Source organism: Promicromonospora sp. NPDC057488 (assembly GCF_042802395.1).
GTDB lineage: Bacteria > Actinomycetota > Actinomycetes > Actinomycetales > Cellulomonadaceae > Promicromonospora.
The window spans coordinates 1-23,103 of record NZ_JBHVEG010000010.1; the positions used below are offsets into that span (position 1 = coordinate 1).

Consider the following 23,103-nt stretch of genomic DNA (forward strand, 5'->3'; position numbering starts at 1 on the left):
GTCGGTATTCCGAGCTGCCGACCACCTGACGTTCTGCCGACCGCCCGGGATCGGCCTCCGGTTCACCCGGCGTCAGCAGGTCCGCCAGCAGCCCCGGCAGGTCGGCGGCAGCGACCCGGTGCACGTGCGCCTTGTAGTCCACGAGCCGGTCCACCAGCAGCTCCAGCACGACGTCGGACCCAGGCGCGTGCTCCCCGGCCGCCCGGTACTCCCGGGGCACCGACGCGGGCTCCGGCGTGGAGGCCCCCAGCGCCGTCCGGATCCGCGACAGCATCTCGGTCCTGGCGTCGCTCATCGCTTGTCCTCCCGCTCGGCCCACCAGTCGTGGAACGTCTGCTTCGGTGGTTCCGGCAGGTCCCTGGAGCGGGTCCAGAGCGAGCCGGGGAACGGCAGCCGCTTGATCACGCCGTTCCGCGAGATCGCCCGCAGCGCCCGCGGTACCCGCGCGGCCCGGCGGAACCGGGCGCCGTCGGCCATCGCGAAGGACGCGGCCTTCATCGCCGCCTTCCACACCCGGTCCGCAGCGTCGGGCGAGGAACCGGCGAGCTCGACCTCGCGCGCCCGCAGCTCGACCAGGATCGACGGGATGTCGATCTTGACGGGGCACACCTCGTAGCACGCGCCGCACAGCGTGGAGGCGTACGGCAGGTCGGACTTCTCGCCGGTGAGCTGCGGCGTCAGGATCGCGCCGATCGGGCCGGGGTAGACCGACCCGTAGGCGTGCCCGCCCACCCGCTCGTACACGGGGCAGACGTTGAGGCACGCCGAGCAGCGGATGCAGTGCAGGGCCGAGCGCCCGGCCTCGTCGGCGAGCACCTTGGTGCGGCCGTTGTCGAGCAGCACCAGGTGGAACTCCTGCGGGCCGTCGCCCGGGGTCACGCCCGTCCACATGGAGGTGTACGGGTTCATCCGCTCGCCCGTCGAGGAGCGCGGCAGCAGCTGGAGGAACACCTCCAGGTCGCGATAGGTGGGCACCAGCTTCTCGATGCCCATCACCGTGATCAGGGTCTCGGGCAGTGTGAGGCACATGCGCCCGTTGCCCTCGGACTCCACGACGGCGAGCGTCCCGGTGTCCGCGACGGCGAAGTTGGCGCCGCTGATCGCGACCTTCGCCGAGAGGAACTTGCGTCGCAGGTGCGCGCGGGCCGCCATCGCGAGCTCGCGCGGCACGTCCGTCAGGTCCGGCGGGGCGTCCGCCATCCGCTCCAGGAAGATGTCGCGGATCTCCGTGCGGTTGCGGTGGATCGCGGGCACCAGGATGTGCGACGGCATGTCGTCGGCGAGCTGCACGATCAGCTCCGCGAGGTCCGTCTCGACCGCGGCGATGCCCTCCTCGGCCAGCGCCTCGTTCAGCCCGATCTCCTGCGTGGCCATGGACTTGACCTTGACGACCTCGTCGGTCTGCTTCTCCCGCACCAGGTCGGCGACGATCCGGTTGGCCTCGGCGGCGTCCCGCGCCCAGTGCACGACGCCGCCGCGCGCGGTCACGTTGCGCTCGAGCTCCTCCAGGAGCTCGGGCAGCCGGGCCATGACGTCGGTCTTGAGCGCGGACCCGGCGTCGCGCAGGGCCGCCCAGTCCGGCACCTCGCCCACCACGCGGGCCCGCTTGGACCGGATGGTGGCGGTCGCGTTGCCCAGGTTGCGGCGCAGCTGCTCGTTCTCCAGCGCGGCCTTGGCGGCGTGCGGGAAGGTCGCTCCCCAGTGCAGCGGGTCCTCCGGGCGGCCCACACCCCCGAGGGTGCCGGGCGCGGCGTCCGGGCTGGGACCGCGGCCCGCACGCGTGGCCGGCATGCCGAGGAACGTGCTCATCGGGCCACCTCCTGACGGGCGCCGGGCACCACGGGCGCCTCGCGCGTGGAGACCAGGATCTCCGCCAGGTGCATGGGCCGCACGCCCGTGCCGCCGCGCGAGAGGCCGCCGCCGATGTGCATCAGGCACGACCAGTCGCCCGCGGTGAGCACCTCGGCGCCCGTGCCGACCACGTTCGCCACCTTGTCGTCGAGCATCGCCGCCGACGTGTCGGCGTTCTTCAGCGAGAACGTGCCGCCGAACCCGCAGCAGCCCTCGGCCTGCTCCAGCGGCACCAGCTCCAGCCCCTCGACGGCGCGCAGCAGCCGCTCGGGCTTGTCGCCGACGCCGAGCATCCGCAGCGAGTGGCAGGTGGGGTGGTAGGTGACGCGGTGCGGGAACCAGGCGCCGACGTCGGTCACGCCGAGCACGTCGACCAGCAGCTCCGAGAGCTCGTAGGTGCGCGCCGAGACGGCCGTCGCCGTCCGCGCCTCGGAGTCCAGCCCCGCGCGCTCCAGGACCATCTTCTGCTGGTGCCGGATCGAGCCCGTGCACGATCCGGACGGCACCACGACGGCGTCCCACTCGCCGTCCGCCACGGGGGCGAACGTCCGCACGTGGTTCCGCACCACGGGCACGGCCTCGGCGAGATAGCCGGTGTTCACGTGCATCTGGCCGCAGCACGCCTGCTCGGCGGGGAACACGACCTCGTGCCCCAGCCGCTCCAGGAGCGTGACGACGGCCTTCGGGGCCTGCGGGAACATCGCGTCGGCGATGCAGGTGGCGGCCAGGGCGATGCGCATGGGCACTCTCCTTCGAGGTCTGACCACACCATAGCCCACTGTGGACAGACCACACCACGTACCATGCAGCGGTGAGAACCCACGAGCGTGTCCTGGCCCGGATCGAGGAGGGCCTCGCCGCGGGCACCTGGTCCCTCGGCGAACGTCTTCCGGCCGAGCGGGCGCTCGCGGAGGAGCTGGGCGTGTCCCGCCCGTCGGTGCGCGAGGCCATCCGGATCCTGGAGGCGATGGGCATCGTGCGGACCGCCGTCGGCTCGGGTCCCGGCGCGGGCGCCACCGTGATCGACCGGCCCGCGGCCGGCCTGGGCGCCGCGGTGCGCCTGCACGTCGCCTCCGGCACGCTGCCCGTGTCCGACGTCGTCCGCACGCGCGTGCTGCTCGAGGCGAGCGCCGTGCGCGACGCCGCGGAGGGCCGCTGGGGCGACGCCGACCTGGCGCCCCTGCGCGCACACCTCGCGGCCATGGCGGTGCCCGGGCTCGGCATCGACGAGTTCCTGGAGCACGACCAGGACCTGCACCTGGGGATCGCGCGGCTGGGCGGCAACCAGCTCGTCGAGGCGATCCTGAGCGGCATGCGCGCCGCCGTCGCCTCCTACGTGGCGACCGGGGCCCAGGCGGTCGCGGACTGGCCGCGGACGGCGGCGCGGCTGTGCGCCGAGCACGAGGGGATCGTCGACGCCGTCGCCCGGCGTGACGCCGCCGAGGCGGACCGCCTCATGCGCGAGCACATCGAGGGCTTCTACCGAGAGGCGGGCCTGGGCGAGCGCTGAACCGGACTCGCGGCGGCCCGGCCCAGCCCGGCCGCGTCCCGGCGGCGGTCGATCTCGGCGCCTACGTCGCGGGCCAGGTCGGGGCGCCGGCGCACCATCTCTCGCACCGTGTCCACGGGGATGCGGACCACCGTCGACTCGCCCACCGAGACCCCGACCAGCGCGGACGGCTCGCGGGTCAGCACGGTCGGGCTGAGGAGGTCGCCCGGGCCGAGCTCCAGCACGGACCGGGTCTCGCCCGGCGGCGCGGGCAGCGAGAGGTACCCGGCGCCGTCGAGCAGCACGCTCATCGCGTCCGGCACGACGCCGGACGGCTGCGTCACCTCGCCGTCGCCGAACCGCTGCACCACCACGGCGTCCGCGAACGTGGCCACCTGCTCGTCGTCGAGCCGGAGGGTCGGGGCGAGCCGGCGCAGCGCGTCGGCGCCGTCCGGCAGCGGGCTGCCCCAGCCGGCGTCGCCGTCCAGGTGCAGTCCCTCCCGCCGGGCCGCGTACCAGAGCGTTCCCAGGAACAGCGAGCGGGTCGCGGCGACCGCGGTGACGGTGGGCAGCGGCAGGGCCACCGCGTAGCTGCCCCCGCCGAGCACGCTGACCCCGGGCCGCTCGCCGGGCACGAGCGCGGGCAGCCGCTCGGCCGTGCGCAGCAGGACCGACCGCACCCGGTCGGGTGCGTCGGCGGGGGCGAACGCGACGGTCAGGGTGTCGGTGTGCTCCGTGCTCGGCACGCTCAGGTTGGTGAACTCGGCGCCCGCTAGGGAGGCGTTCGGCACCACGCGGATGCCGTCGCCGGTCTCGATGTGCACCGCTCGCCAGTTCACCTCGACCACCCGGCCACGGGTCGAGCCCGTGTCCAGCCAGTCGCCGATCTTGAACGGCTGCTCGAACAGGAGCAGCAGGCCCGAGATGATCGAGCCCGCCGCGTTCTGGAGCGCCAGGCCGAGCACGATGGACGTCACGCCGAGCGCGGTGAACAGCCCGCCCACGTCGGCGCCCCAGACCCACGAGAACAGCACCGCCAGGCCCGCGGCGACGACCCCGACCCGGAAGATGTCCACGAAGATCGAGGGGATCCGCGCCCGCCAGGTGCCCTCCCGGGCATTGCTGAAGAGTGCCACGTTCAGGCCGGAGAGCAGCACGAGCAGGACCAGCAGACCGGCCACCGTGGCGATGATCCGCACCCACGTGACCTCCGCCGAGACCTGGGACGCCTGGGTCACCAGCAGCAGGAGCGCCACGGCCGGGACCACGTAGGTGCGCAGGAACGCGACGGGCCGCGCCGCCGGGCTGTCCCGCCGGGCGAGGGCCGCGTGCAGCTCGGTCAGGGCGAGCAGCACCACGGGCAGGCCGACGGCGACGCCGAGCGCCCACCAGAACCACGGCTGTGCGGTGAGGTCAGCCACGGCGGTCCTCCTCCAGCTCCCAGACGGGCTCCGTGCCGGACCCGCTCTCGACGGTGCCGGCCTCCCGGAAGGCGTACTGGTCGCGCAGTCGGTCGTGGACGGCGGCGGAGACGAAGACCCCCGGCCGGTCGCTGGTCCGCGGCAGGCTGAACGCGAGGTTCACGGCGTCGCCCCAGAGGTCGTAGACGACGTTCTGGCGGCCGACGAGCCCGCTGGTCACCGTCCCGGTGTCGAGCCCCGCGCGCAGCCGCAGGGCGGCGTCGTGCTGGGCGTCGAACGCCGCGACGACCCGCTGCATCTCGCGGACGAATTCCAGGGAGCGCCGGGCGCTGTCCACCCGGGGCACCACGAGCCCGCAGCTCGCCAGGTACCCGGAGCGCAGGGTGCGCACCTTCTCCACGCCGAGCCGTTCCGCCGCCTCGTCGAACCCGCGGACCAGGAGGTTCACGGTCTCCAGCTCCTCGTCCGACGACATGCTCCGGGTGAGGTCGTCGAGCCCCACCACCTCGGCGTACACGACCGTCACGTCGGAGTGCGACTCCGCGATGGTCTCCTCGCCGTCCTGATAGCGGCGGGCGACGGCCTCGGGCATGAGGGTGTGCAGCAGTCGCTCGTACTCGGCCTGCTGCTCGTCCAGCAGGTCCGCCTTGGTCTGCAGCGACCGGGCCATGTCGTTGAACGCGCCGGCCAGCTCGCCGAACTCGTCCCGGCTGGTGGCGTTCACCCGGGCGTCGAGGTTGCCGCCCGCCACCTCGCGGACCCCTGTCACCAGGTGCCGCACCGGCCGGACGAACACCTGGGCCAGGAGCAAGGATGCGAGCGACACCAGCAGGACCAGCACGGCGACGCTGATCAGCAGGTGCCGGGTGAAGTCCCGCACGGGCTCGAACGCCTCCGTCGTGTCCAGCTCGGCGACGAGCACCCACTGCAGGCCCGGGATGTCCAGCGGCATCCACGCGGCCAGCGTCTCGTGCCCGCGGTAGTCCGTGTTCACCCCGGTGCCGGAGCGGCCCCGCAGCGCCTCGTCCACCGCGCGCGACTCCACGGGCTGCAGGAGCACCGAGCCGGTGACCGCCACCTGGCGGTCGGCCGTCTCGCGCGGCGTCCCGTTCGCCACGACCTGGTCGCGGTACTCCTCCGGGTCCTCCAGCAGCCCGCGGGAGACCGAGCGCATCAGGTGGTCGGGGCCCACGAGGTAGGTCTCGCCGGTGGCCCCGAGGCCGGTCTTCTCCCACGCGCCGCCCGACGTCATGATGCCGTCGATCTCGCCCATCGGGACCTGGTAGACCAGCACGCCGGTGGTCTGCCCGCCCGAGCCCACGGGTGACGCCGCGAACAGGGTCGGCTTGCCCTCCGACGGCGTGTACCGGTCCAGGTCGCTGATCGCCATGGTGTCCACGCTGGTCGCGCGGGAGGCCTCCTCGAACACGTCCTGCAGCGCGCCGCCCGTGTGCGGTCCGGTCAGCACGTTGGTGCCGAGGTCCACGCCCTTGTAGGCGGAGTAGACGACGTTGCCCTCGTCGTCGAGCAGCAGGATGTCCTCGTACTGCTTCTGCTGCACCGTCTCGCGGAAGAAGTCGTGGTACTTCGCGTGGGCGGCCGACCAGTCGCTCCCGTCGCCCGCGTCGTCCGTGGCCAGACGGGCGTCCCAGTCCTCGTCGGCGGCCGTGTAGCTCGCCTGGAGGTGCCAGGCGGCGTTCGACGCCGGCAGCAGCGCCTCGACGTCGGCCTCGCCGGACTGCCGGGCCTCCAGCTCGGGCACGAAGCCCCGCTCGTAGTACGCGCGGACGGCGGCCTTCTCGGACGCCGACGCGGGCTGCTCGTCCAGCTCGTGGAACGCGTCGTGCAGCTCCGGGACGGCCTGGGCCGCGATGCCGCGGCTGTCCAGGATGATCGTGTGCCGCAGGCCGTCCATGTACGCCTCGATCTCGCGGGCGCGGGACTCGCGCACCTCGATCATGCGCTCGGTCGCGGCCGTCCGGAGCGAGTCGGTGCCGTTGCGGTACCCCACGATCCCGGCCACGAGCGCCGACAGGAGGCTGACCCCCAGGAGCATGGCGAGCAGCTTCGACAGGATGGACATCCCGGCCCGACGGCGATCGGGTGGCACTTCCGTCATCCTTGGTCCCCTCCGTACGGACTCAGAGGGGTGCCACGGCATGGGTCAACCGTCCGCCCCCTGACGTCGTCCCTTACCGGAGGCTAGATCGAGATTCGGTCAAGCGCCGGACGGGGAGTGGTCGAGTCCTCGGTATGTGGTGATCAAGGGGATCTTGTCCGGGTATCCCGGCGGTGTCTGGGTGTCTGCGCGAGACGCAGCCTCAGGCGGGCGAGTCCGCCGCCCTGGTCGCCTGGACCACCGTGCGGCACGGGTCATGTTCCGGGCCGGTGCCCGACGCCGCCTGCTCCAGCAGCTCACGGAGCACCGCGCGCTGGGCCGGCTCGAGCCCGGCGAGCAGCTCCTCCTCCGCGGCGGCGACGCGCGCGTCCATCGCGGCGAGCACCTCCAGGCCACGGTCCGTCGCGACGATGCGGCGGGCCCGCCGGTCGGCCGGGTCCTGCTGCCGCTCCACGAGCCCGCAGCCCTCGAAGGCGTCCAGCAGGTAGGTCATCACCGTGCGGTCGATGCCGAGCGAGGCGGCGAGCGCGGCCTGGCTCGGCAGGTGGCCGTGCACCACGGCGGTGAGCAGCTGGTAGCCGCGCGTGCCCTGCGGCAGGTCGTCCGCGGCGGCGTCGACCCGTGCGCTCCACTCGCGCAGGAGCGCGGCGAGGGACCAGCCGAACAGGGAGTGCCGGCCCGTGCGGGTCTCGGTGGGGACGGTGCTCATGCCCACATCCTACGGGAATGTGCGGCGATCAAGAAGAGTTGTGAGTAATATCGTCTGCTAGACAGACGATCTGCCGTGACGCGCGGCAGGCGCAGAGCGACAACGAGGGACACCGCACGCATGACCGACTACGGGCACGACCTGCTCTTCGGCACGTTCATCACCCCGACCAACACGGACCCGCAGGTTCCCGTCCGGCTCGCCCAGCTCTCCGAGCAGCTCGGCCTGGACCTGGTCACGTTCCAGGACCACCCGTACCAGCCGTCGTTCCTGGACACCTGGACGCTCATGTCGTGGGTGGCCGCCCAGACCGAGCGCATCCACCTCTCCGGCAACGTCCTCAACCTGGGCATGCGCCCGCCGGCACACCTGGCGCGCGCAGCCGCGAGCCTTGACCTGCTCAGCGGCGGCCGGTTCGAGATGGGCGTGGGCACGGGTGGTTTCTGGGACGCGATGGTCGCGATGGGCGCCACGCGCCGGACGCCCGGCGAGGGCGTCACCGCCCTCGAGGAGGGCATCGAGATCATGCGCGGCATCTGGGACGCCGGAAACCGGACGCCGCTGCGCGTGCCGGGGCAGTTCCACCACGTCGACGGCGCCAAGCGAGGCCCGGCCCCCGCGCACGACATCCCGATCTGGCTCGGGGCGTACAAGAAGCGCATGCTCCGGCTCACCGGCGCCAAGGCCGACGGCTGGCTTCCCTCGCTGCCCTACTTCAAGGACGGCGACCTGGCGCGCGGCAACGCGACGATCGACGAGGCGGCCGAGGAGGCCGGGCGCTCGCCGAGCGCGATCCGCCGGCTGCTGAACCTGGGCGGCACCATCACCGACCGCTCCACCGGCCCGCTGCAGGGCCCGGCCGACCAGTGGGTCGAGGAGCTCACCCTGATGGCGCTGGAGGACGGCGTCAGCGGGTTCATCGCCATGGGGGACGACCCCGACCAGATCCGCGCCTTCGCGCAGGAGGTCGCGCCCGCCGTCCGCGAGGCGGTGGCGGCCGAGCGCCGGTCCAGCGGCACGACGCCGGCGGCCGCCCGCCGGGGGACCGCGGCCCTGGCCGCGCGCCGCGACGGGGTCGACTACGACTCGCTCCCGCCGGAGCTCGCGGCGCACGCCGTGGAGCCCGGGGACCGGGAGTACGGCGCGGTGCGGCACAACTACCTGCGCTCCGGCGCGCCGGGCCTGGTGCTGCGGCCACAGGGCGTGGACGAGGTCGCCTCCGGCCTCGCGTGGGTGCAGAAGCAGGACGTCGAGTTCGCCGTCCGCTCCGCGGGGCACGGCATCTCCGGCCGGTCCACGAACGACGGCGGCGTGGTGCTCAGCCTCAGCCGGATGCGCTCGGTCGAGGTGGTCGACGAGGCCACGCGCCGGGTGCGGATCGGCGCCGGGGCCACCTGGGGCGAGGTCGCCGAGGTGCTCGCGCCGCGCGGCTGGGCCATCACCTCGGGCGACTACGGCGGCGTCGGCGTGGGCGGGCTCGCCACGACGGGGGGCATCGGGTTCCTGGGCCGGCTGCAGGGCCTGACGATCGACCATGTGGTCGCGGCCGAGGTGGTCACGGCCGACGGACGGGTGCTGCACGCCTCCCGCGACGAGCACCCCGACCTGTTCTGGGCGCTCCGCGGCGCCGGCGGCAACATGGGCGTGGTCACCTGGATCGAGATCGAGGCCGGCGCCGTCGGGAACGTGGTGTTCTCGCAGATGACGCTCGACGCCACCGACACCGCGGGCCTGCTGGAGCGCTGGGGAGCCACCGTCGAGGCGGCGCCGCACGGGCTCACGTCGTTCATGATCCTGGGCTCGGGGCGGCGCGGTCAGCCGCCGATGGCGCAGCTCCTGACCGTGTTCGCCGCGGAGGGCGCCGACGCCGACCCGGACGAGGCGATCGCCCAGCTCGAGCTGCTGGCCGACGCCGGCCCGCTGCTCGGCCACCAGGCCCAGCTCCTGCCGTACTCGGGCGTGGTGCGCAAGGAGGACGCCCACCACTCCGGCGGCGGCGACCCGTCGGCGCGGTCCGGCCTGCTCACGCACCTGGACCAGGGCACCAGCCGCGCGATCGAGCGCCTGCTCGCCTCGGGCGAGTCGTACTTCACCTCGATCCGGGCGACGGGCGGGGCGGGGAACGACGTCGCCCCGGACGCGACCGCGTACGCCCACCGGCACCAGAACTTCGCGCTCTCGGCGCTGGGGTCCAGCCAGGACCGGCTCAACCAGGCGTGGGACGGCGAGATCGGGCCCGTGATGGACGGCTCGTACCTGTCCTTCGACACCGACAGCAGGCCCGAGCGGCTGCTGGAGGCGTTCCCGGAGCCGACCCTCACGCGGCTGCGCCAGGTGAAGGCGGTCTACGATCCGTCGAACGTGTTCCGGACGAACTTCCCGATCCCGCCGGCCGACCCGGCGGAGGTCTCCTCGGGGAGCGAGGCCTGACTCGTCCGCCTTGTCACGCACGGTTGTGGATAACTTCACCCGCGTGTGGGTGAGAACCCGTAGGTTCGATCGCGTCCGGTTCAGCCGGACGCGATCTGACCGCCACACCACCGCAGGGGAACCCATGAACCTTGTCGCCGCCTCGCGCCTGGCGCGCGAACTGATGGACCAGCACGGGCTGAAGGCCTGGACGTTCGAGTTCGACGACGCCGTGCGGCGCGCCGGGATGTGCAGCTACGGCAAACAGCGCATCAGCCTGTCCGCACCGCTCACCCGCATCCACGACGAGCGCGAGGTGCGGGACACGATCCTGCACGAGGTGGCGCACGCGCTCGCGGGTCCCAAGGCCAAGCACGGGCCGGCCTGGCGCGAGGTGGCGGTGCGGATCGGGTGCTCCGGGCGGCGCTGCGTGGACCCGTCGGCGCCGTCGATCGACGGGCCGTGGGTGGGCACGTGCCCGGACGGCCACCGGGCCACCCGGTTCCGGCGGCCGTCCGGCATCATGTCCTGCCGCTCGTGCGGGCCGCGGTTCACCGTGGCGAACCTCATCGCCTGGACCTACAAGGGGCGCAACGCGGCGATGGGGGAGCGGTACGACAGCCAGCTGCGCGGCGCGTTCCGCGAGGTGGGCGAGACGCCGGCCACCGGGCCGGGTGCCGAGGAGCGCGTGGCGCGGCTGGCGCGGGAGCGGGACGCCGGGACGGTCATGGAGCCGTTCGACCTCGGCGCGCTACGTTGAGCCCATGGCTACGTCGTCCGCTCTCACGCTCCCGCCCGGCGCTGCCGGCTCCCGCATCATCGGTCTGGGGCACCACCAGCCACCGCAGACGTTGACGAACGACGACATCGCGCAGCGGGTCGAGACCAACGACGAGTGGATCCGGTCGCGGACCGGCATCGTCACGCGGCACGTCGCCGCGGACGACGTCACCGTCGCCGACATGGCGACGGCGGCGGCCGAGCACGCGCTGGCGGACGCCGGCCTGACCGCGGAAGACGTCGACCTGGTGATCGTCGCGACCGCCACGAACGACGACCGTTCGCCGAACACGGCCGGCCGGGTCGCCTACGCGCTGCACACCGGGGTCCAGCCGGGTGCCTCCACGCCCGAGGGCGAGGAGGCGCCGGACCTGCGCGGCGTCGTGGGGCCGGCGGCGCTGGACCTCAACGTGGCGTGCTCCGGGTTCGCGCACGGCATCGGGGTGGCCGACCAGGCCATCCGCACCGGTTCCGCGCGCACCGCGCTGGTCATCGGTGCCGAGAAGCTGACGGCGTACACCGACTGGACCGACCGCTCGACGTGCATCCTCACGGCCGACGGCGCGGGCGCGGCCGTGCTGCAGGCGGCGGACGCGCCCGCCGTCGGGCCCGTGGTGTGGGGCACCGAGCCGGAGCTCACGCCCGCGGTGCGGATCGAGGCGCCCGAGGTCAAGTTCCAGCAGGACGGCCGCTCGGTGTTCAAGTGGGCCATCACCCGGGCCGCCGACCGGGCGCGCGACGTCGTGGCGGCGTCCGGGCTGAGCCTCGACGACATCGAGGTGCTCGTGGCGCACCAGGCCAACCTGCGGATCATCGAGCCGCTGGCCAAGGCGCTCGGCATGGAGAGCAAGGTCGTCGTCACGGACATCACGGAGTCGGGGAACACCTCGGCGGCGTCGATCCCGCTGGGGCTGTCCAAGTGGTGGCACGCGGGCAAGATCCCGGCGGGCGTGCCCGCGCTGCTGTTCGGGTTCGGCGGCGGGTTCGCGTGGGCCGGCCAGGTGGTGCTGACGCCGGAGCGGTGAGCCGGCGGGCTGGCTCGGTAGCGGGGCAGCTACCGCGCGGAGGGCATGGACAGCGCTTTCCCGGCGTCGTATCGTTTCAATCCCATCCACCCGACGTCGACGACGACCGAAGGAGCTCTCCACCGATGCCTGAGCCGACCACCGAGCCGATCACCGGTCCGACCCATGAGCCCGTTCCGCCGTCGGGGCCGCTGCCCGAGGGCCGCCGCCGCTACGCGGTGGTCGGCACGGGGCACCGCGCGTCGATGTACGTCGACGCCCTGATCGGCACGCACGCCCCGGACGGCGAGATCGTCGCCTGGGTCGAGCCCAACCCCGTGCGCGCCGCGGCCTACGAAGCGCGGGTCGCCGCCGCGCTCGGCGGCATCCGCCCCGTGTACCAGCCCGACGACCTGGAGAAGGCGATCGCGGAGCACTCCGTGGACCGCGTGATCGTCACCTCGATCGACCGCACGCACGCCGACCTGGTCACCCGCGCCCTGCGGGCCGGCGCCGACGTCGTCGTGGAGAAGCCCATCGCGGCGCACCCCGACCAGGCCCGGCAGATCGTGGACGCCGTGGCCGAGACGGGCCGCGACCTGGTCACGACGTTCAACTACCGCTACTCGCCCCGCAACAGCGCGCTGCGCGAGGTGATCGCGAGCGGCGAGATCGGCAAGGTGCTGTCGGTCCACTTCGACTGGGCGCTGGACACCGTGCACGGCGCCGACTACTTCCGCCGCTGGCACCGCGAGAAGGTGAACAACGGCGGCCTGCTGGTGCACAAGTCGAGCCACCACTTCGACCTCGTCAACTGGTGGATCGACGGCGTGCCGCAGCGCGTCTTCGCCTCCGGCGGCCGGCGCTTCTACGGCGACGACGGCGCCCACGAGACGGACTACGAGCCCACGGCCGGCGAGCGCGCCCTGAACGACCTCGGCGTCGACCCGTGGCACCTCTCCGTCGAGGACAACGAGTGGCTGTCCACGCTGTACGGGCCCGAGGCGCAGGCGGTGGACGGCTACGTGCGCAACCGTTCGGTCTTCGACGCGGGCATCACCACCGAGGACACGCTCGGGCTCGTCGTCGAGTACGAGGGCGGCGCGCTGATGACCTACTCGCTCACCGCCCACTCGCCGTGGGAGGGCTACCGCGTGGTGGTCAACGGCACGCGCGGCCGGGCGGAGCTGGAGGTCGTCGAGCGCGGTTCCGTGGAGTTCGGCGACGGCCGGGCCGCGATCCTCGACCCGAGCGCCACCGAGGTGTTCGAGGAGGACGTGGTGCGCCCCATCGGCGAGCGGCTCGTGGTGCAGCGGCACTGGGAGCGCGCCGAGGAGCGGCCGATCGTGCGCGGCGGCGGCGGGCACGGCGGCGGCGACGCGCTGCTGCTGGCCGACGTGTTCAAGCCGTCGGCCGAGCCCGACCCGCTGGCCCGCGCGGCCGGCTACGTCGACGGCGTCCGCGCGTCGTCGGTGGGCTACGCGGGCAACCGCTCGCTGGAGACGGGCGACCCGGTCCGCATCGAGGACCTGAACCTGGGCATCTGACGATCCCGACTGTCCCCCTCTCCTTCGAGGCCTAAGTTTCTTCGCTTTGAGCCGGCTCAAAGCGGAGAAACTTAGGCCTCAAAGGGGATCGGCCCGACGGCGCCCCGGGGCCCGCGGCGATGTCGCGCCCCAGGGCCGCCGCGTCAGACCAGCAGCGCGCCGATCACCACCAGCACCGGGACGCACAGGGCCGTCGTCCAGACGGTCGCGCGGGCCGCGACGCCGTCGAACACCCCGTACCGCGTCGCGTACGTCGTCACGTTCACCGCCGTCGGCAGCGCGGCCATCGTCACCACCAGCGCCAGGGCGGGCGCGTCCAGCCCCACGGCCGAGCCCAGGGCCCAGGCCGCCAGCGGGTGCAGCACGTTGCGCACCAGCACGGCGATCGCGATGACCCAGCCCACCAGCCGGCGGCCCCGCCCGGCGGCCACGCCGAGGTCGGCGTCCGCGGCCGGCATCGGCACGGCGAGCGTCATGCCGAACGTGAGCAGGCCGAGCGGCGGCGCCGCGGCGCCGATCAGGTCGAACGGCAGCAGCACCACCTCGGGCAGCCGCGCGCCGGTCAGCTCGCTCACCACCGCGACGAGCAGGCCCGCGACCGTACCGAGCGTGATCGGGTTCCGGAACGCCGCGAGGAACACCTGCCCCATCGACCGCCAGCCCGACCGGGCGGCGGGCCCGTCGGCGGACGCCGTCGCCCGGTCGAGGGCGGAGAGCGTCAGCGGCGCCAGCACCAGGAGCTGGAACAGCAGCGTCGGCACCACGGCGAGGGCGTCGTCGAACAGGTAGACCGCCAGCGGCAGCCCGATGTTGCCGCCGTTCACGTAGACCGCGGCCAGCGTGGTCACGGCCGCCGGACCCGCGGGCAGGCGCAGCAGCCAGCGCGCCGCGGCGGCCGTCGCCAGGCCGAGCACCGCCGTCGTGATCCACGTGACGGCGGCGCCGCGGGAGAGCACGTGCGCGAGGTCGGTCGAGGCGAGCGTGCTGAACATCAGCGCCGGCGCGCAGATCGTGAACGACAGCGTCGCCAGGGTCTGCCGGGCGCCGGCCCCGCCGTCACCCGCCCCGTCGCGCGCGATCCCGCGGGGAAGGCCGCGGCCGGCCAGCAGACCGGTCCGCTGGATCACCCAGCCGAGCGCGACCACGCAGGCCATGGAACCGATGGCAGTCAGGACGGGCAGCACCCGAGCACCATGTCACGACCCGGGGGAGCTACGTCCCGACCGTCCACGGGGCGCCCAGCTCGGTGAACGTGCGCTGCTCGCGCGCTGCGCGCTCGCACCACGCGGCGACGTCGTGCACCACCGGGTGCCGCGCGTCGCCCTCGGGATTTCCCTGCCCGACGCCGAGATCCACACCGTCCACCCAGTCCACGAAGTCGTCCCCGATCGGCGCGGGGTCCGCGGCGGTGCGCACGGCCTCCAGCACCCGCATGAACGCGCCGGTGTCCCGGACGTCGCACAGCAGCCGCTCCTCGCCGGTCCGGGCGCGCAGCAGGTTCTCCAGCAGGCCGGTGCGCTCGTACCGCTTCTCGGCCACGACCTTCCCGGCGCGCAGCCGCACCAGGTCGTGCTCGTACTCCAGCTCGATCTCGCCCGCCGTGCCCTGCACGATCACCCGCGCGGGCGTGCGCACGGCTGCGCACAGCGTGAGCCCGAACCCGTACCGCGTCCCGTCGGTGCCGACGGCCCGCAGCGCGGACGTGTCGTCCGCCTCGATCGGGTTGGCGCGCCACAGGTCGGTGTTCACGTACGTGAGGTCGGCGGCGGTCCGGGCGCCGCCGACCCACAGCGCGGTCGCCACGGCGTGCGCCAGCGGGTTGGTCACCACGCCGTCGACAACGGCACGGTCGCCCATCCGGCGCCGCCCTGCCCACGGCGAGCGCGTCCAGTAGGCCGCGGTCCGCACCCAGGTGCCGACGGCGCCGATCCCGGTCACCTGCCCCACCTCGCCGCGCGCGATCATGTCGGCGACGGCGGGCAGCGCGTGCGACCCGAAGGTCTGGAAGCCGACCTGGCACAGCCGCCCGGTCCGCTCGGTGACGGCGACCAGCTCGGCGTGCTCCGCGAGCGACGCGGTGGTCGGCTTCTCCAGCAGCACGTCGATCCCCGCCCCCAGCGCGGCGCGCGCGAGCGGCAGGTGGGTGTGGATCGGCGTGGCGAGCACGACGACGTCGGGCAGCGCGCCGGCGTCGGCGGACAGCAGGTCGCCCAGGCTCGCGAACCACGGCGCCGGGGCGTCGTCCGGCTCCCGCGGGTCGACGACGGCGCTCAGCCGCGCCAGCCCTCGCTCCGCCAGGTCCGCGACGGCGCGCAGGTGCGAGCCGCCGTGGCCGTGGATACCGACCACGGCCACCTTGGGCACGCCCGCCGCCGGCACGCCCGCCTCCGGCCGGCCCACTTCCAGCCGGCCCGCCCCCGGCAGGCTCACCGCCGGCCGCCGTCGGTCAGGCCCGAGGCCAGGCCCGCTGCCGCGTCCGCCGTGAGCTCCGTGTCCAGCAGCACGGCGACGAGGTCGAGCCGCACGGAGCCGCCGTCGGGCACGAGCAGGGGCGCGTCCCAGGCGAGCGCGGGGCAGGCGCCGGGGTACTCGGCGGACCGCAGGAACCACGGCCGGACCTGGCCCGGCTGCACCAGGAGGAGGGTCGTCGACCGGCCGCCCTGCTGCTGCACGAACGCCACCCAGGGCGACGTGCTGCCGTGCGCCCGGTTCTCGCCGGTGCCCGCGGCCGACAGGACCGTGGTGCTCTCGGCGATCGGCAGGCGCCAGAACAGGCCGCCGTACCCGGCGCCCGGCCGGCCGTTGGTGGCGGGCGAGCGGATCTCCAGCGGGCCCTGGTCGGCGTGCAGCGTGGAGCGCCAGTCGAGCACCCAGCCGGGGGCGGCACCGGACCCGGGTGCGACGGGGAGCAGGCGCGCCGAGATGCGGCGCTCCTCGCGGAGCTGCGGCTCGCCGTGCTCGTCGGACCAGACCACGTCCTCGACCAGGGTCTCGCCCGCGGTGCCCACGGCGCCACGGACGCCCGGCTCCACGCGGATCCCCGCCGACGTCTGGCGGCCGTGGTTCTTCAGGAGGGTCGGGCCCACGTCCTCGATGAACGTGCGGCCGCCCCAGTGGCTGGTGCCGTTCACGTCCGGCACCGCGATGCCGACGCCGTAGTGGTGCCGGTGGTCCACCGGGCTCACGTCGGTCAGCGGCACGCCGGCCAGCGTGTGCACGGGGTGCAGGTAGGGCCGCCGGGCGTGCACCTTCGGCATCCGGTCGCCGCCGTCGCGGCGCACCAGCTCCAGGCCGTCGCCGCAGGTCAGCACCACGGCGTCGGCGGCGGGGTCGGCGGGCACGGACCAGACGGGCGCGGCCGTGGGCGGCACGGTGGGCAGCTCCTCCGGCTCCCGGACGACGAGGTCGTCGTCCGTGATGTGCACCCGCTCGGGGCCCTGGGGCACGGGTCCGGTACTGCCCCGCACCTCCAGGCTGGGCGTGAATCGTGCAGAGCGTGCGGGGTGGGCGTCGTCGTCGATCACGGCGTGCAGCTCCCTCCAGGCGTGTCGGCCGAGCTCGGCCTGCGGCACCGCGACCGTCGTCAGCGCGGGTGTGGCATAGCGGGACAGTTCGATGTCGTCGAAGCCGGCCACCGAGATGTCGGCGGGCACGGCCACCCCGGCCTCGTTCAGCCCGGCGAGCAGGCCGAACGCGACGAGGTCGTTGAAGGCCACCGCGGCGGTGGCGCGGGTGGCGAGGACGGCGGGCGCGGCGGCGTGGCCCGCCTGGATGTCGCCTCCGGCGGGCAGGTCGAGGATCTCGAGGTCGGTGTGCCGCGCCCGGACGCGGTCCAGGCCGGTGCGGCGCATCTCGTCCGACGCGCTGCGCACCGGCCCGCCCAGGTAGACCATGCGGCGGTGGCCGAGGGCCACGAGGTGCTCGACCACCTGGACGGCGGCGTGCTCGTAGTCCACGACCAGGCTGGGCGCGGCCCCGTTGGTCTCCCGGTTGACCAGCACCACGGGCTCGACGTCGGCGATCAGCGCGCTGAGCTCGGCGTCCCCGACGCGCGGGGAGACGAGCACGAGGGCGTCGCACCGCATGCGGGCCTCGAGCGCGATCGCGCCCTCCTGCTGGTCGTCCTCGACCGTGTCGGCGACCAGCACCCGGTAGCCGTCCTCGGCGGCGCCGTCCATCACGCCGCGCAGGATCTGCTGGAACACGGGGTTGCCCAGGTCCGGCACCACCAGGGCCACGGTCTGGGTTCGGCCGAGCGCGAGGCTGCGGGCCGCGTTGCTCGGCCGGTAGCTGAGCTCGGCGGCGGCGCTCCGCACGCGCTCGGCGATCGCGGCGTCGACCGTGCTGCGCCCGTTCATCACGCGCGACACGGTGGCGCGCGAGACCCCCGCCGCCGTCGCGACGTCCCCGATCGTGGCCGTAACGCGGCGCTGACCTGCCCCTCGAACGCTGCCGCTGCCCATGTGCTCTCCGTCCGTGACCTTCGTCCGACCGGATCCCGCGTGGTTCCGCGCCTTCGTCGGCGCGGCCCGCGTTACCGGTTTCCCGATGTGACCGTACACCATGGGAAACCGGTTCCTCATGTGGTACGTTCCTCCACCAGAGACCGGTTTCTCACCGATGATGCCGGGGATCGACGACGATCCGGAGGACAACGCGATGCGCCACCCGACCCGCGAGCCCGGACCCTGGCGGTCCGAGCCCCCGCCCGCCCCGACGGGCCCCGTCCGTGCGGGGGTGAACCCATGTCAGTGATCCAGGAGCTCTCGCGCGGCAAGCAGGCCGGCGCCGCCCGCAAGAAGGGCGACGGCCGCTGGGCGCTGCTCTTCCTCGCGCCGTGGTTCGTGGGGCTCGCGCTCATCACGGCCGGGCCCATGGGGGCGTCGCTCTGGCTGTCCTTCACGGACTACGACCTGCTCTCGGCGCCGCAGTGGGTGGGGCTCGAGAACTACACGCGGATGTTCGACGACCCGCGGTTCCTGACGTCCCTCGGCGTCACCTTCACCTACGTGTTCGTCTCGGTGCCGCTGCAGCTCGCCGCGGCCCTCGGCCTGGCGCTGCTGCTCGACAAGGGCCTGCGCGGCCTCGCGCTGTACCGCTCGGTGTACTACCTGCCGTCCCTGCTGGGCGGCTCGGTGGCCATCGCGATCCTGTGGCGCCAGATCTTCGGCGCGGACGGCCTGGTCAACCAGGTCCTGGCGATCTTCGGGATCCAGGGGCAGGGCTGGGTCTCGCACCCGGACTACGCGCTCGGCACCCTCATGGCGCTCAACGTCTGGACGTTCGGCGCGCCCATGGTCATCTTCCTGGCCGGCCTGCGGCAGATCCCGCAGATGTACTACGAGGCGGCCGCGATCGACGGCGCCTCGCGCTGGCGGCAGTTCCGCAGCATCACGGTGCCGCTGCTGACGCCGATCATCTTCTTCAACCTCGTGCTCCAGCTCATCGAGGCGTTCCAGTCCTTCACGCGGGCGTTCGTCGTCAGCGGCGGCAACGGCGGCCCGTCCGACTCGACGCTGCTGTACACGCTCTACCTCTACCTCAAGGGGTTCGGCTCGCTGGACATGGGTTACGCCTCGGCCATGGCCTGGTTCCTGCTGCTGATCATCGGCGGCATGACGGTCGTCAACTTCCTCGCCTCCAAGTACTGGGTCTTCTACGATGACTGACGCCTCGACGCCCACACAGACCGCACAGACCACGACGACGACGGCGGTCCGGCCGCCGTCGGACGCCGGTACCGCCTCCGGTTCCCGGGGGACGGGCGGGCGTACCGACCGCCCGGTCGCCGTCCGACCGCGCGGCCGGCGCGCGCAGGCCCGCGTGATCAGCCTGCTCAAGCACGCGGGGCTCATCGCCTTCGGGTTCGTGATGCTCTACCCGCTGCTCTGGATGCTGGCCAGCTCGTTCAAGCCGAACGCGCTGATCTTCCGCGAGCCGGGCCTCATCCCCACCGACATCGACCTGTCCAACTACACGGACGGGTGGAACGCGCTGCTGCACCCGTTCAGCCACTACCTGATCAACTCGGCGCTGGTGGTGCTCGGGTCGCTGCTCGGCAACCTGCTGTCGTGCTCCCTGGCGGCCTACGCGTTCGCGCGGCTGGAGTTCAGGGGCAAGCGGCTGTGGTTCGCGATCATGCTGATGTCGATCATGCTGCCGATCCACGTGGTGATCGTGCCGCAGTACGTGCTGTTCTCCCAGCTCGAGTGGATCAACACGTTCCTGCCGCTGATCGTGCCCAAGCTGCTGGCGACCGACGCGTTCTTCATCTTCCTGATGGTCCAGTTCTTCCGCGGCATCCCACGGGAGCTGGACGAGGCGGCGACCCTCGACGGCTGCAACCACCTGCGCATCTACCTGCAGATCATGCTGCCGCTGTCCATGCCGGCCCTCGCCACCACCGCGATCTTCACGTTCATCTGGACGTGGAACGACTTCTTCAGCCAGCTGATCTTCCTCACCCGGCCGGAGATGTACACCGTGCCGATCGCGCTGCGCACCTTTGTCGACTCCACGGGCGAGAGCTCGTGGGGCTCGCTGTTCGCGATGTCGATCGTCTCCCTGATCCCCGTCTTCATCGCCTTCCTGTTCGGACAGAAGTACCTGGTCAAGGGCATTGCGACCACCGGGATCAAGTAGCTCCACCCGCGATGCGACAACGACGTCAACGTCACCGAAGGAGAAACACATGAGCACCACCGGCAACCGACCGAACACGAGGCGCGGCAAGCGGCTCGCCGGCTCGGCCGCGGGCATCGCGGCCGTCGCCCTGACCCTGGCCGCCTGCGGGGGCGGCGACTCCGGCATCGGCGGGGGCGGCGACGACGCGCCGGCCGCCGCGGAGGAGTGCCCCTGCGAGATCCGCTTCGCGTGGTGGGGCTCGGACAGCCGCCACGAGGCGACGCAGCAGATCATCGAGGCGTTCGAGGCCGAGAACCCCGACATCACGGTGGTCCCCGACTTCACCGACTGGGACGGCTACTGGGACAAGCTCGCCACCTCGGTGGCCGCGGGCGACACCCCCGACGTCATCACCCAGGAGGAGCGCTACATCTCCGACTACTCGACCAAGAACGTGCTCGCCGACCTGGGCACGCTCGACATCGACACCGCCAAGGTGGACGACGGCGTGCTGGCCGGCGGCCAGATCGACGGCACCCAGTACGGCATCCCGACCGGCATCAACGCCTACGCGCTCGTGGCCGACCCGGAGCTGTTCGCCGACGCCGGCGTCGACGTGCCGGACGACACCACCTGGACGTGGGAGGACTACGTGACCACCGCGAACGCGGTCGCGGAGGGCTCCGGTGACAAGGTCTGGGGCACGCAGGACTACGGTTTCAACGAGGCCGGCCTGAACGTGATGGCGCGCCAGCGTGGCGAGACCCTGTTCACGCCCGAGGGCGAGCTGGGTGTCTCCGAGCAGACCGTCGCCGACTTCTTCCAGGTCTCCCTCGACCTGGTCGAGGGCGGCGGCCAGCCCGACGCCGCCCGCACGGTCGAGTACCAGGCGGCCGGCCCCGAGGGCGGCCTGCTCGGCACCAACAAGGGCGCCATGGGCGTCTGGTGGACCAACCAGCTCGGCGCACTGTCCGACTCGTCGGGTCACGAGCTGGAGCTGCTGCGCCTCCCGGGCGAGTCCGAGGGCGACCGCACCGGCATGTACTACAAGCCGGCGATGTTCTACTCGGTCTCCGCGGACACGCAGTACCCGGAGTCGTCCGCCAAGTTCGTGGACTTCCTGCTCAACTCCGAGGAGGCCGCCAAGATCATGCTGACCGACCGCGGCCTGCCGGCGAACACCGACGTCCGCGAGGCGATCCTGGACGACCTGTCGCCCACGGACCAGAAGGTCGCCGACTTCATGGCGGACATCGAGGACGAGATCGTCGACAACCCGTCGGTCCCGCCGCACGGCTCCGCCGAGCTCTCCGACATCATGGAGCGCATCAACACGGAGGTCCTCTTCGAGCGCATCACGCCCGACGAGGCCGCCACCCAGTTCATCGACGAGGTCAACGCCGCGATCGCCGGCTGACCCGAGCCTGCCGAGTGCGGGGTGTTCGTGGGTGGCGATCTGTCCACTCCACGAATACCCCGCACTCGGCGGTGTCGCGGCTGGATACGATCGATCGGTTCAGAGGAGAGGTGCCACAGGTGTCACAAGATCTGCTCGTACTGCGCGAGGGCGACGACGTCGCCGTCGCCACGCGGGACCTCAGCCCGGGCGACCGGCCCGAGCCCTCCGGGTCCGGCCCGGTCGACGTCCGGCAGCCCGTGCCGCGGGGGCACAAGATCGCCCTGCGAGCCGTGCCCACGGGCGGCCACGTGCGCAAGTACGGGCAGTTCATCGGGGTCGCCACCACGGACATCGCCCCCGGCGACCACGTGCACTCCCACAACCTCGGGTTCGAGGAGGGCGAGCGCGACACGCCCCTGGGCGGCACCCACACCGAGCTCCCCGTGCCCGACGGCGCCCGGCCCACCTTCCGCGGTTACCGCCGGGCCGACGGGCGCGTGGGCACCCGCAACTTCATCGCGATCCTGACCAGCGTGAACTGCTCGGCCTCGACGGCCAAGATGATCGCCGACCAGTTCCGCGGTGCCGCGCTGGACGAGTTCGGCAACGTGGACGGCGTCATCGCCCTGACCCACACCTCGGGCTGCGGCCTGGTGCCGGACTCCGAGGGCGGGCAGATCCTGCTGCGCACCCTGCGGGGCTACGCCGCGCACCCGAACGTCGCGGGCCTGCTGGTGCTCGGGCTGGGCTGCGAGATGGTGCCGGGCGCCGCGCTGTCGGCCCGCTCCGGTCAGGTCGCCGACCTGGGGATGCCCGGGATCGGGGCCCCCGACGAGACCCGGTCCGGCCTGCTGGCCGCCATCTCGGACGACACCGTGGTGCGCTCCCTGACCATCCAGGAGGCCGGCGGCGTGCGGGCCTCGGTGCGGGCCGGTGTCGCCGCGATCCGCGAGATGCTGCCGCTGGTCAACCAGCGTGAGCGCGTCGAGTGCGACGTGTCCGAGCTGGTCCTCGCGCTGAACTGCGGCGGCTCGGACGGCTACTCCGGGATCACCGCCAACCCCGCGCTCGGCTGGGCCTCGGACCGCCTGGTCGCCTACGGCGCCACGTCCGTGCTGGCCGAGACGCCCGAGGTCTACGGCGCGGAGCACCTGCTCACCGCGCGTGCCGCCGAGCCGGCCGTGGCCAAGAAGCTGCTGGACCGCATCGACTGGTGGCGCACCTACATGGCCGCGGGCGGCGGCACGCTGGACAACAACCCGTCGCCGGGCAACAAGGCCGGCGGGCTGACCACGATCCTGGAGAAGTCCCTCGGGGCCGTGGCCAAGGGCGGGCAGGCCGACCTCGGCGCCGTGTACGAGTACGCCGAGCCCATCACCGAGCGCGGGTTCGGCTTCATGGACACCCCCGGCTACGACCCGGTGTCGGTGACCGGGCTGGTCGCGGGCGGCGCGAACGTCGTCGTCTTCACCACGGGGCGCGGCTCGGTGTTCGGGTGCCGCCCGACGCCGTCCATCAAGGTGGCCACCAACACCCCGATGTACTCGGTGATGTCCGAGGACATGGACGTCAACGCGGGCGTGGTCGTGGACGGCACCGCGACCGTGGCCGAGGTGGGGCGGCAGATCTTCGACCGCATCCTCGCGGTGGCGTCGGGGGAGCAGACCGTGAGCGAGGAGCTGGAGATCGGCGCCGAGGAGTTCATCCCCTGGCACATCGGCGCGGTCACCTGACCCCTCCCGCACGTGTCA

At 73.1% G+C, this 23,103-nt stretch carries 17 protein-coding genes and 1 pseudogene; 9 read left to right on the forward strand and 9 right to left on the reverse strand.

What is annotated here, in order from left to right; genetic code table 11:
- From ACFU5G_RS03605 to ACFU5G_RS03615, 3 genes and pseudogenes are all read right to left on the reverse strand, one after another.
- Positions 1-295, reverse strand: a pseudogene (locus tag ACFU5G_RS03605) (lactate utilization protein C); the annotation flags it as partial.
- Positions 292-1,809 carry a LutB/LldF family L-lactate oxidation iron-sulfur protein gene (locus tag ACFU5G_RS03610; protein WP_377240866.1) on the reverse strand — a complete coding sequence of 506 codons (1,518 nt, stop codon included), beginning with the start codon at positions 1,807-1,809 and terminating at the stop codon, positions 292-294. The pseudogene ACFU5G_RS03605 and the gene ACFU5G_RS03610, both read right to left, overlap by 4 nt.
- Positions 1,806-2,591, reverse strand: a complete 786-nt coding sequence (locus ACFU5G_RS03615) for a (Fe-S)-binding protein (RefSeq protein WP_377240868.1) — start codon at positions 2,589-2,591, stop codon at positions 1,806-1,808. Before ACFU5G_RS03615 ends, ACFU5G_RS03610 begins: the two co-directional genes overlap by 4 nt.
- Before the next feature lie 71 nt (positions 2,592-2,662).
- Here ACFU5G_RS03615 and ACFU5G_RS03620 point away from each other — a divergent pair, with 71 nt between their 5' ends.
- Positions 2,663-3,361 carry a FadR/GntR family transcriptional regulator gene (locus ACFU5G_RS03620; protein ID WP_377240870.1) on the forward strand — a complete coding sequence of 233 codons (699 nt, stop codon included), beginning with the start codon at positions 2,663-2,665 and terminating at the stop codon, positions 3,359-3,361.
- On the opposite strand, the gene ACFU5G_RS03625 is transcribed toward ACFU5G_RS03620, so the two are convergent.
- The 3 genes from ACFU5G_RS03625 to ACFU5G_RS03635 form a co-directional block, all read right to left on the reverse strand.
- Positions 3,331-4,761, reverse strand: coding sequence for a mechanosensitive ion channel domain-containing protein (locus tag ACFU5G_RS03625; protein ID WP_377240872.1), 1,431 nt, complete (start codon positions 4,759-4,761; stop codon positions 3,331-3,333). The two genes, ACFU5G_RS03620 and ACFU5G_RS03625, sit on opposite strands and share 31 nt — an antisense overlap.
- Entirely contained in the window at positions 4,754-6,871 is a 2,118-nt protein-coding gene (locus tag ACFU5G_RS03630; protein ID WP_377240874.1) for an adenylate/guanylate cyclase domain-containing protein, read from the reverse strand. Before ACFU5G_RS03630 ends, ACFU5G_RS03625 begins: the two co-directional genes overlap by 8 nt.
- 211 nt (positions 6,872-7,082) lie before the next feature.
- The gene (locus tag ACFU5G_RS03635; protein WP_377240876.1) at positions 7,083-7,589 is read right to left on the reverse strand and encodes a MarR family winged helix-turn-helix transcriptional regulator; all 507 of its coding nucleotides are present in this window, start codon (positions 7,587-7,589) and stop codon (positions 7,083-7,085) included.
- Positions 7,590-7,709: 120 nt separating this feature from the next.
- Between ACFU5G_RS03635 and ACFU5G_RS03640 the strand changes: the two genes are divergently transcribed.
- From ACFU5G_RS03640 to ACFU5G_RS03655, 4 genes are all read left to right on the forward strand, one after another.
- Positions 7,710-10,019 carry an LLM class flavin-dependent oxidoreductase gene (locus tag ACFU5G_RS03640; RefSeq protein WP_377240878.1) on the forward strand — a complete coding sequence of 770 codons (2,310 nt, stop codon included), beginning with the start codon at positions 7,710-7,712 and terminating at the stop codon, positions 10,017-10,019.
- 124 nt (positions 10,020-10,143) lie between these two features.
- Positions 10,144-10,758, forward strand: coding sequence for a SprT-like domain-containing protein (locus tag ACFU5G_RS03645; protein WP_377240880.1), 615 nt, complete (start codon positions 10,144-10,146; stop codon positions 10,756-10,758).
- A 4-nt stretch (positions 10,759-10,762) separates the two neighbouring features.
- Positions 10,763-11,803 (forward strand): 3-oxoacyl-[acyl-carrier-protein] synthase III C-terminal domain-containing protein, encoded by a 1,041-nt coding sequence (locus tag ACFU5G_RS03650; protein WP_377240882.1) that lies wholly within the window; start codon positions 10,763-10,765, stop codon positions 11,801-11,803.
- A gap of 125 nt (positions 11,804-11,928) precedes the next feature.
- Positions 11,929-13,329 (forward strand): Gfo/Idh/MocA family protein, encoded by a 1,401-nt coding sequence (locus ACFU5G_RS03655; RefSeq protein WP_377240884.1) that lies wholly within the window; start codon positions 11,929-11,931, stop codon positions 13,327-13,329.
- 143 nt (positions 13,330-13,472) lie between these two features.
- On the opposite strand, the gene ACFU5G_RS03660 is transcribed toward ACFU5G_RS03655, so the two are convergent.
- The 3 genes from ACFU5G_RS03660 to ACFU5G_RS03670 are packed head-to-tail and all read right to left on the reverse strand — an operon-like array spanning position 13,473 to position 17,792.
- Complete coding sequence (locus tag ACFU5G_RS03660) at positions 13,473-14,513, reverse strand: AEC family transporter (RefSeq protein WP_377240886.1); 1,041 nt, start codon at positions 14,511-14,513, stop codon at positions 13,473-13,475.
- A 28-nt stretch (positions 14,514-14,541) separates the two neighbouring features.
- The gene (locus ACFU5G_RS03665; RefSeq protein ID WP_377240888.1) at positions 14,542-15,759 is read right to left on the reverse strand and encodes a Gfo/Idh/MocA family protein; all 1,218 of its coding nucleotides are present in this window, start codon (positions 15,757-15,759) and stop codon (positions 14,542-14,544) included.
- Positions 15,756-17,792: a DUF6807 family protein gene (locus ACFU5G_RS03670; RefSeq protein ID WP_377240890.1), complete on the reverse strand. Its 2,037-nt coding sequence runs from the start codon at positions 17,790-17,792 to the stop codon at positions 15,756-15,758. Before ACFU5G_RS03670 ends, ACFU5G_RS03665 begins: the two co-directional genes overlap by 4 nt.
- A 282-nt stretch (positions 17,793-18,074) precedes the next feature.
- Here ACFU5G_RS03670 and ACFU5G_RS03675 point away from each other — a divergent pair, with 282 nt between their 5' ends.
- The 4 genes from ACFU5G_RS03675 (at position 18,075) to ACFU5G_RS03690 (ending at position 23,085) form a co-directional block, all read left to right on the forward strand.
- On the forward strand, positions 18,075-18,998 hold the full coding sequence (locus ACFU5G_RS03675) for a carbohydrate ABC transporter permease (RefSeq protein WP_377240892.1): 924 nt from the start codon (positions 18,075-18,077) through the stop codon (positions 18,996-18,998).
- Positions 18,991-19,971, forward strand: a complete 981-nt coding sequence (locus tag ACFU5G_RS03680; RefSeq protein ID WP_377240894.1) for a carbohydrate ABC transporter permease — start codon at positions 18,991-18,993, stop codon at positions 19,969-19,971. The genes ACFU5G_RS03675 and ACFU5G_RS03680 overlap by 8 nt, the downstream gene beginning before the upstream one ends.
- Before the next feature lie 49 nt (positions 19,972-20,020).
- Positions 20,021-21,370: an ABC transporter substrate-binding protein gene (locus ACFU5G_RS03685; RefSeq protein ID WP_377240896.1), complete on the forward strand. Its 1,350-nt coding sequence runs from the start codon at positions 20,021-20,023 to the stop codon at positions 21,368-21,370.
- A 119-nt stretch (positions 21,371-21,489) separates the two neighbouring features.
- A complete protein-coding gene (locus tag ACFU5G_RS03690; protein ID WP_377240898.1) occupies positions 21,490-23,085 on the forward strand; it encodes a UxaA family hydrolase in 1,596 nt (531 codons plus the stop codon).
- The last annotated feature ends 18 nt before the right edge of the window (positions 23,086-23,103 follow it).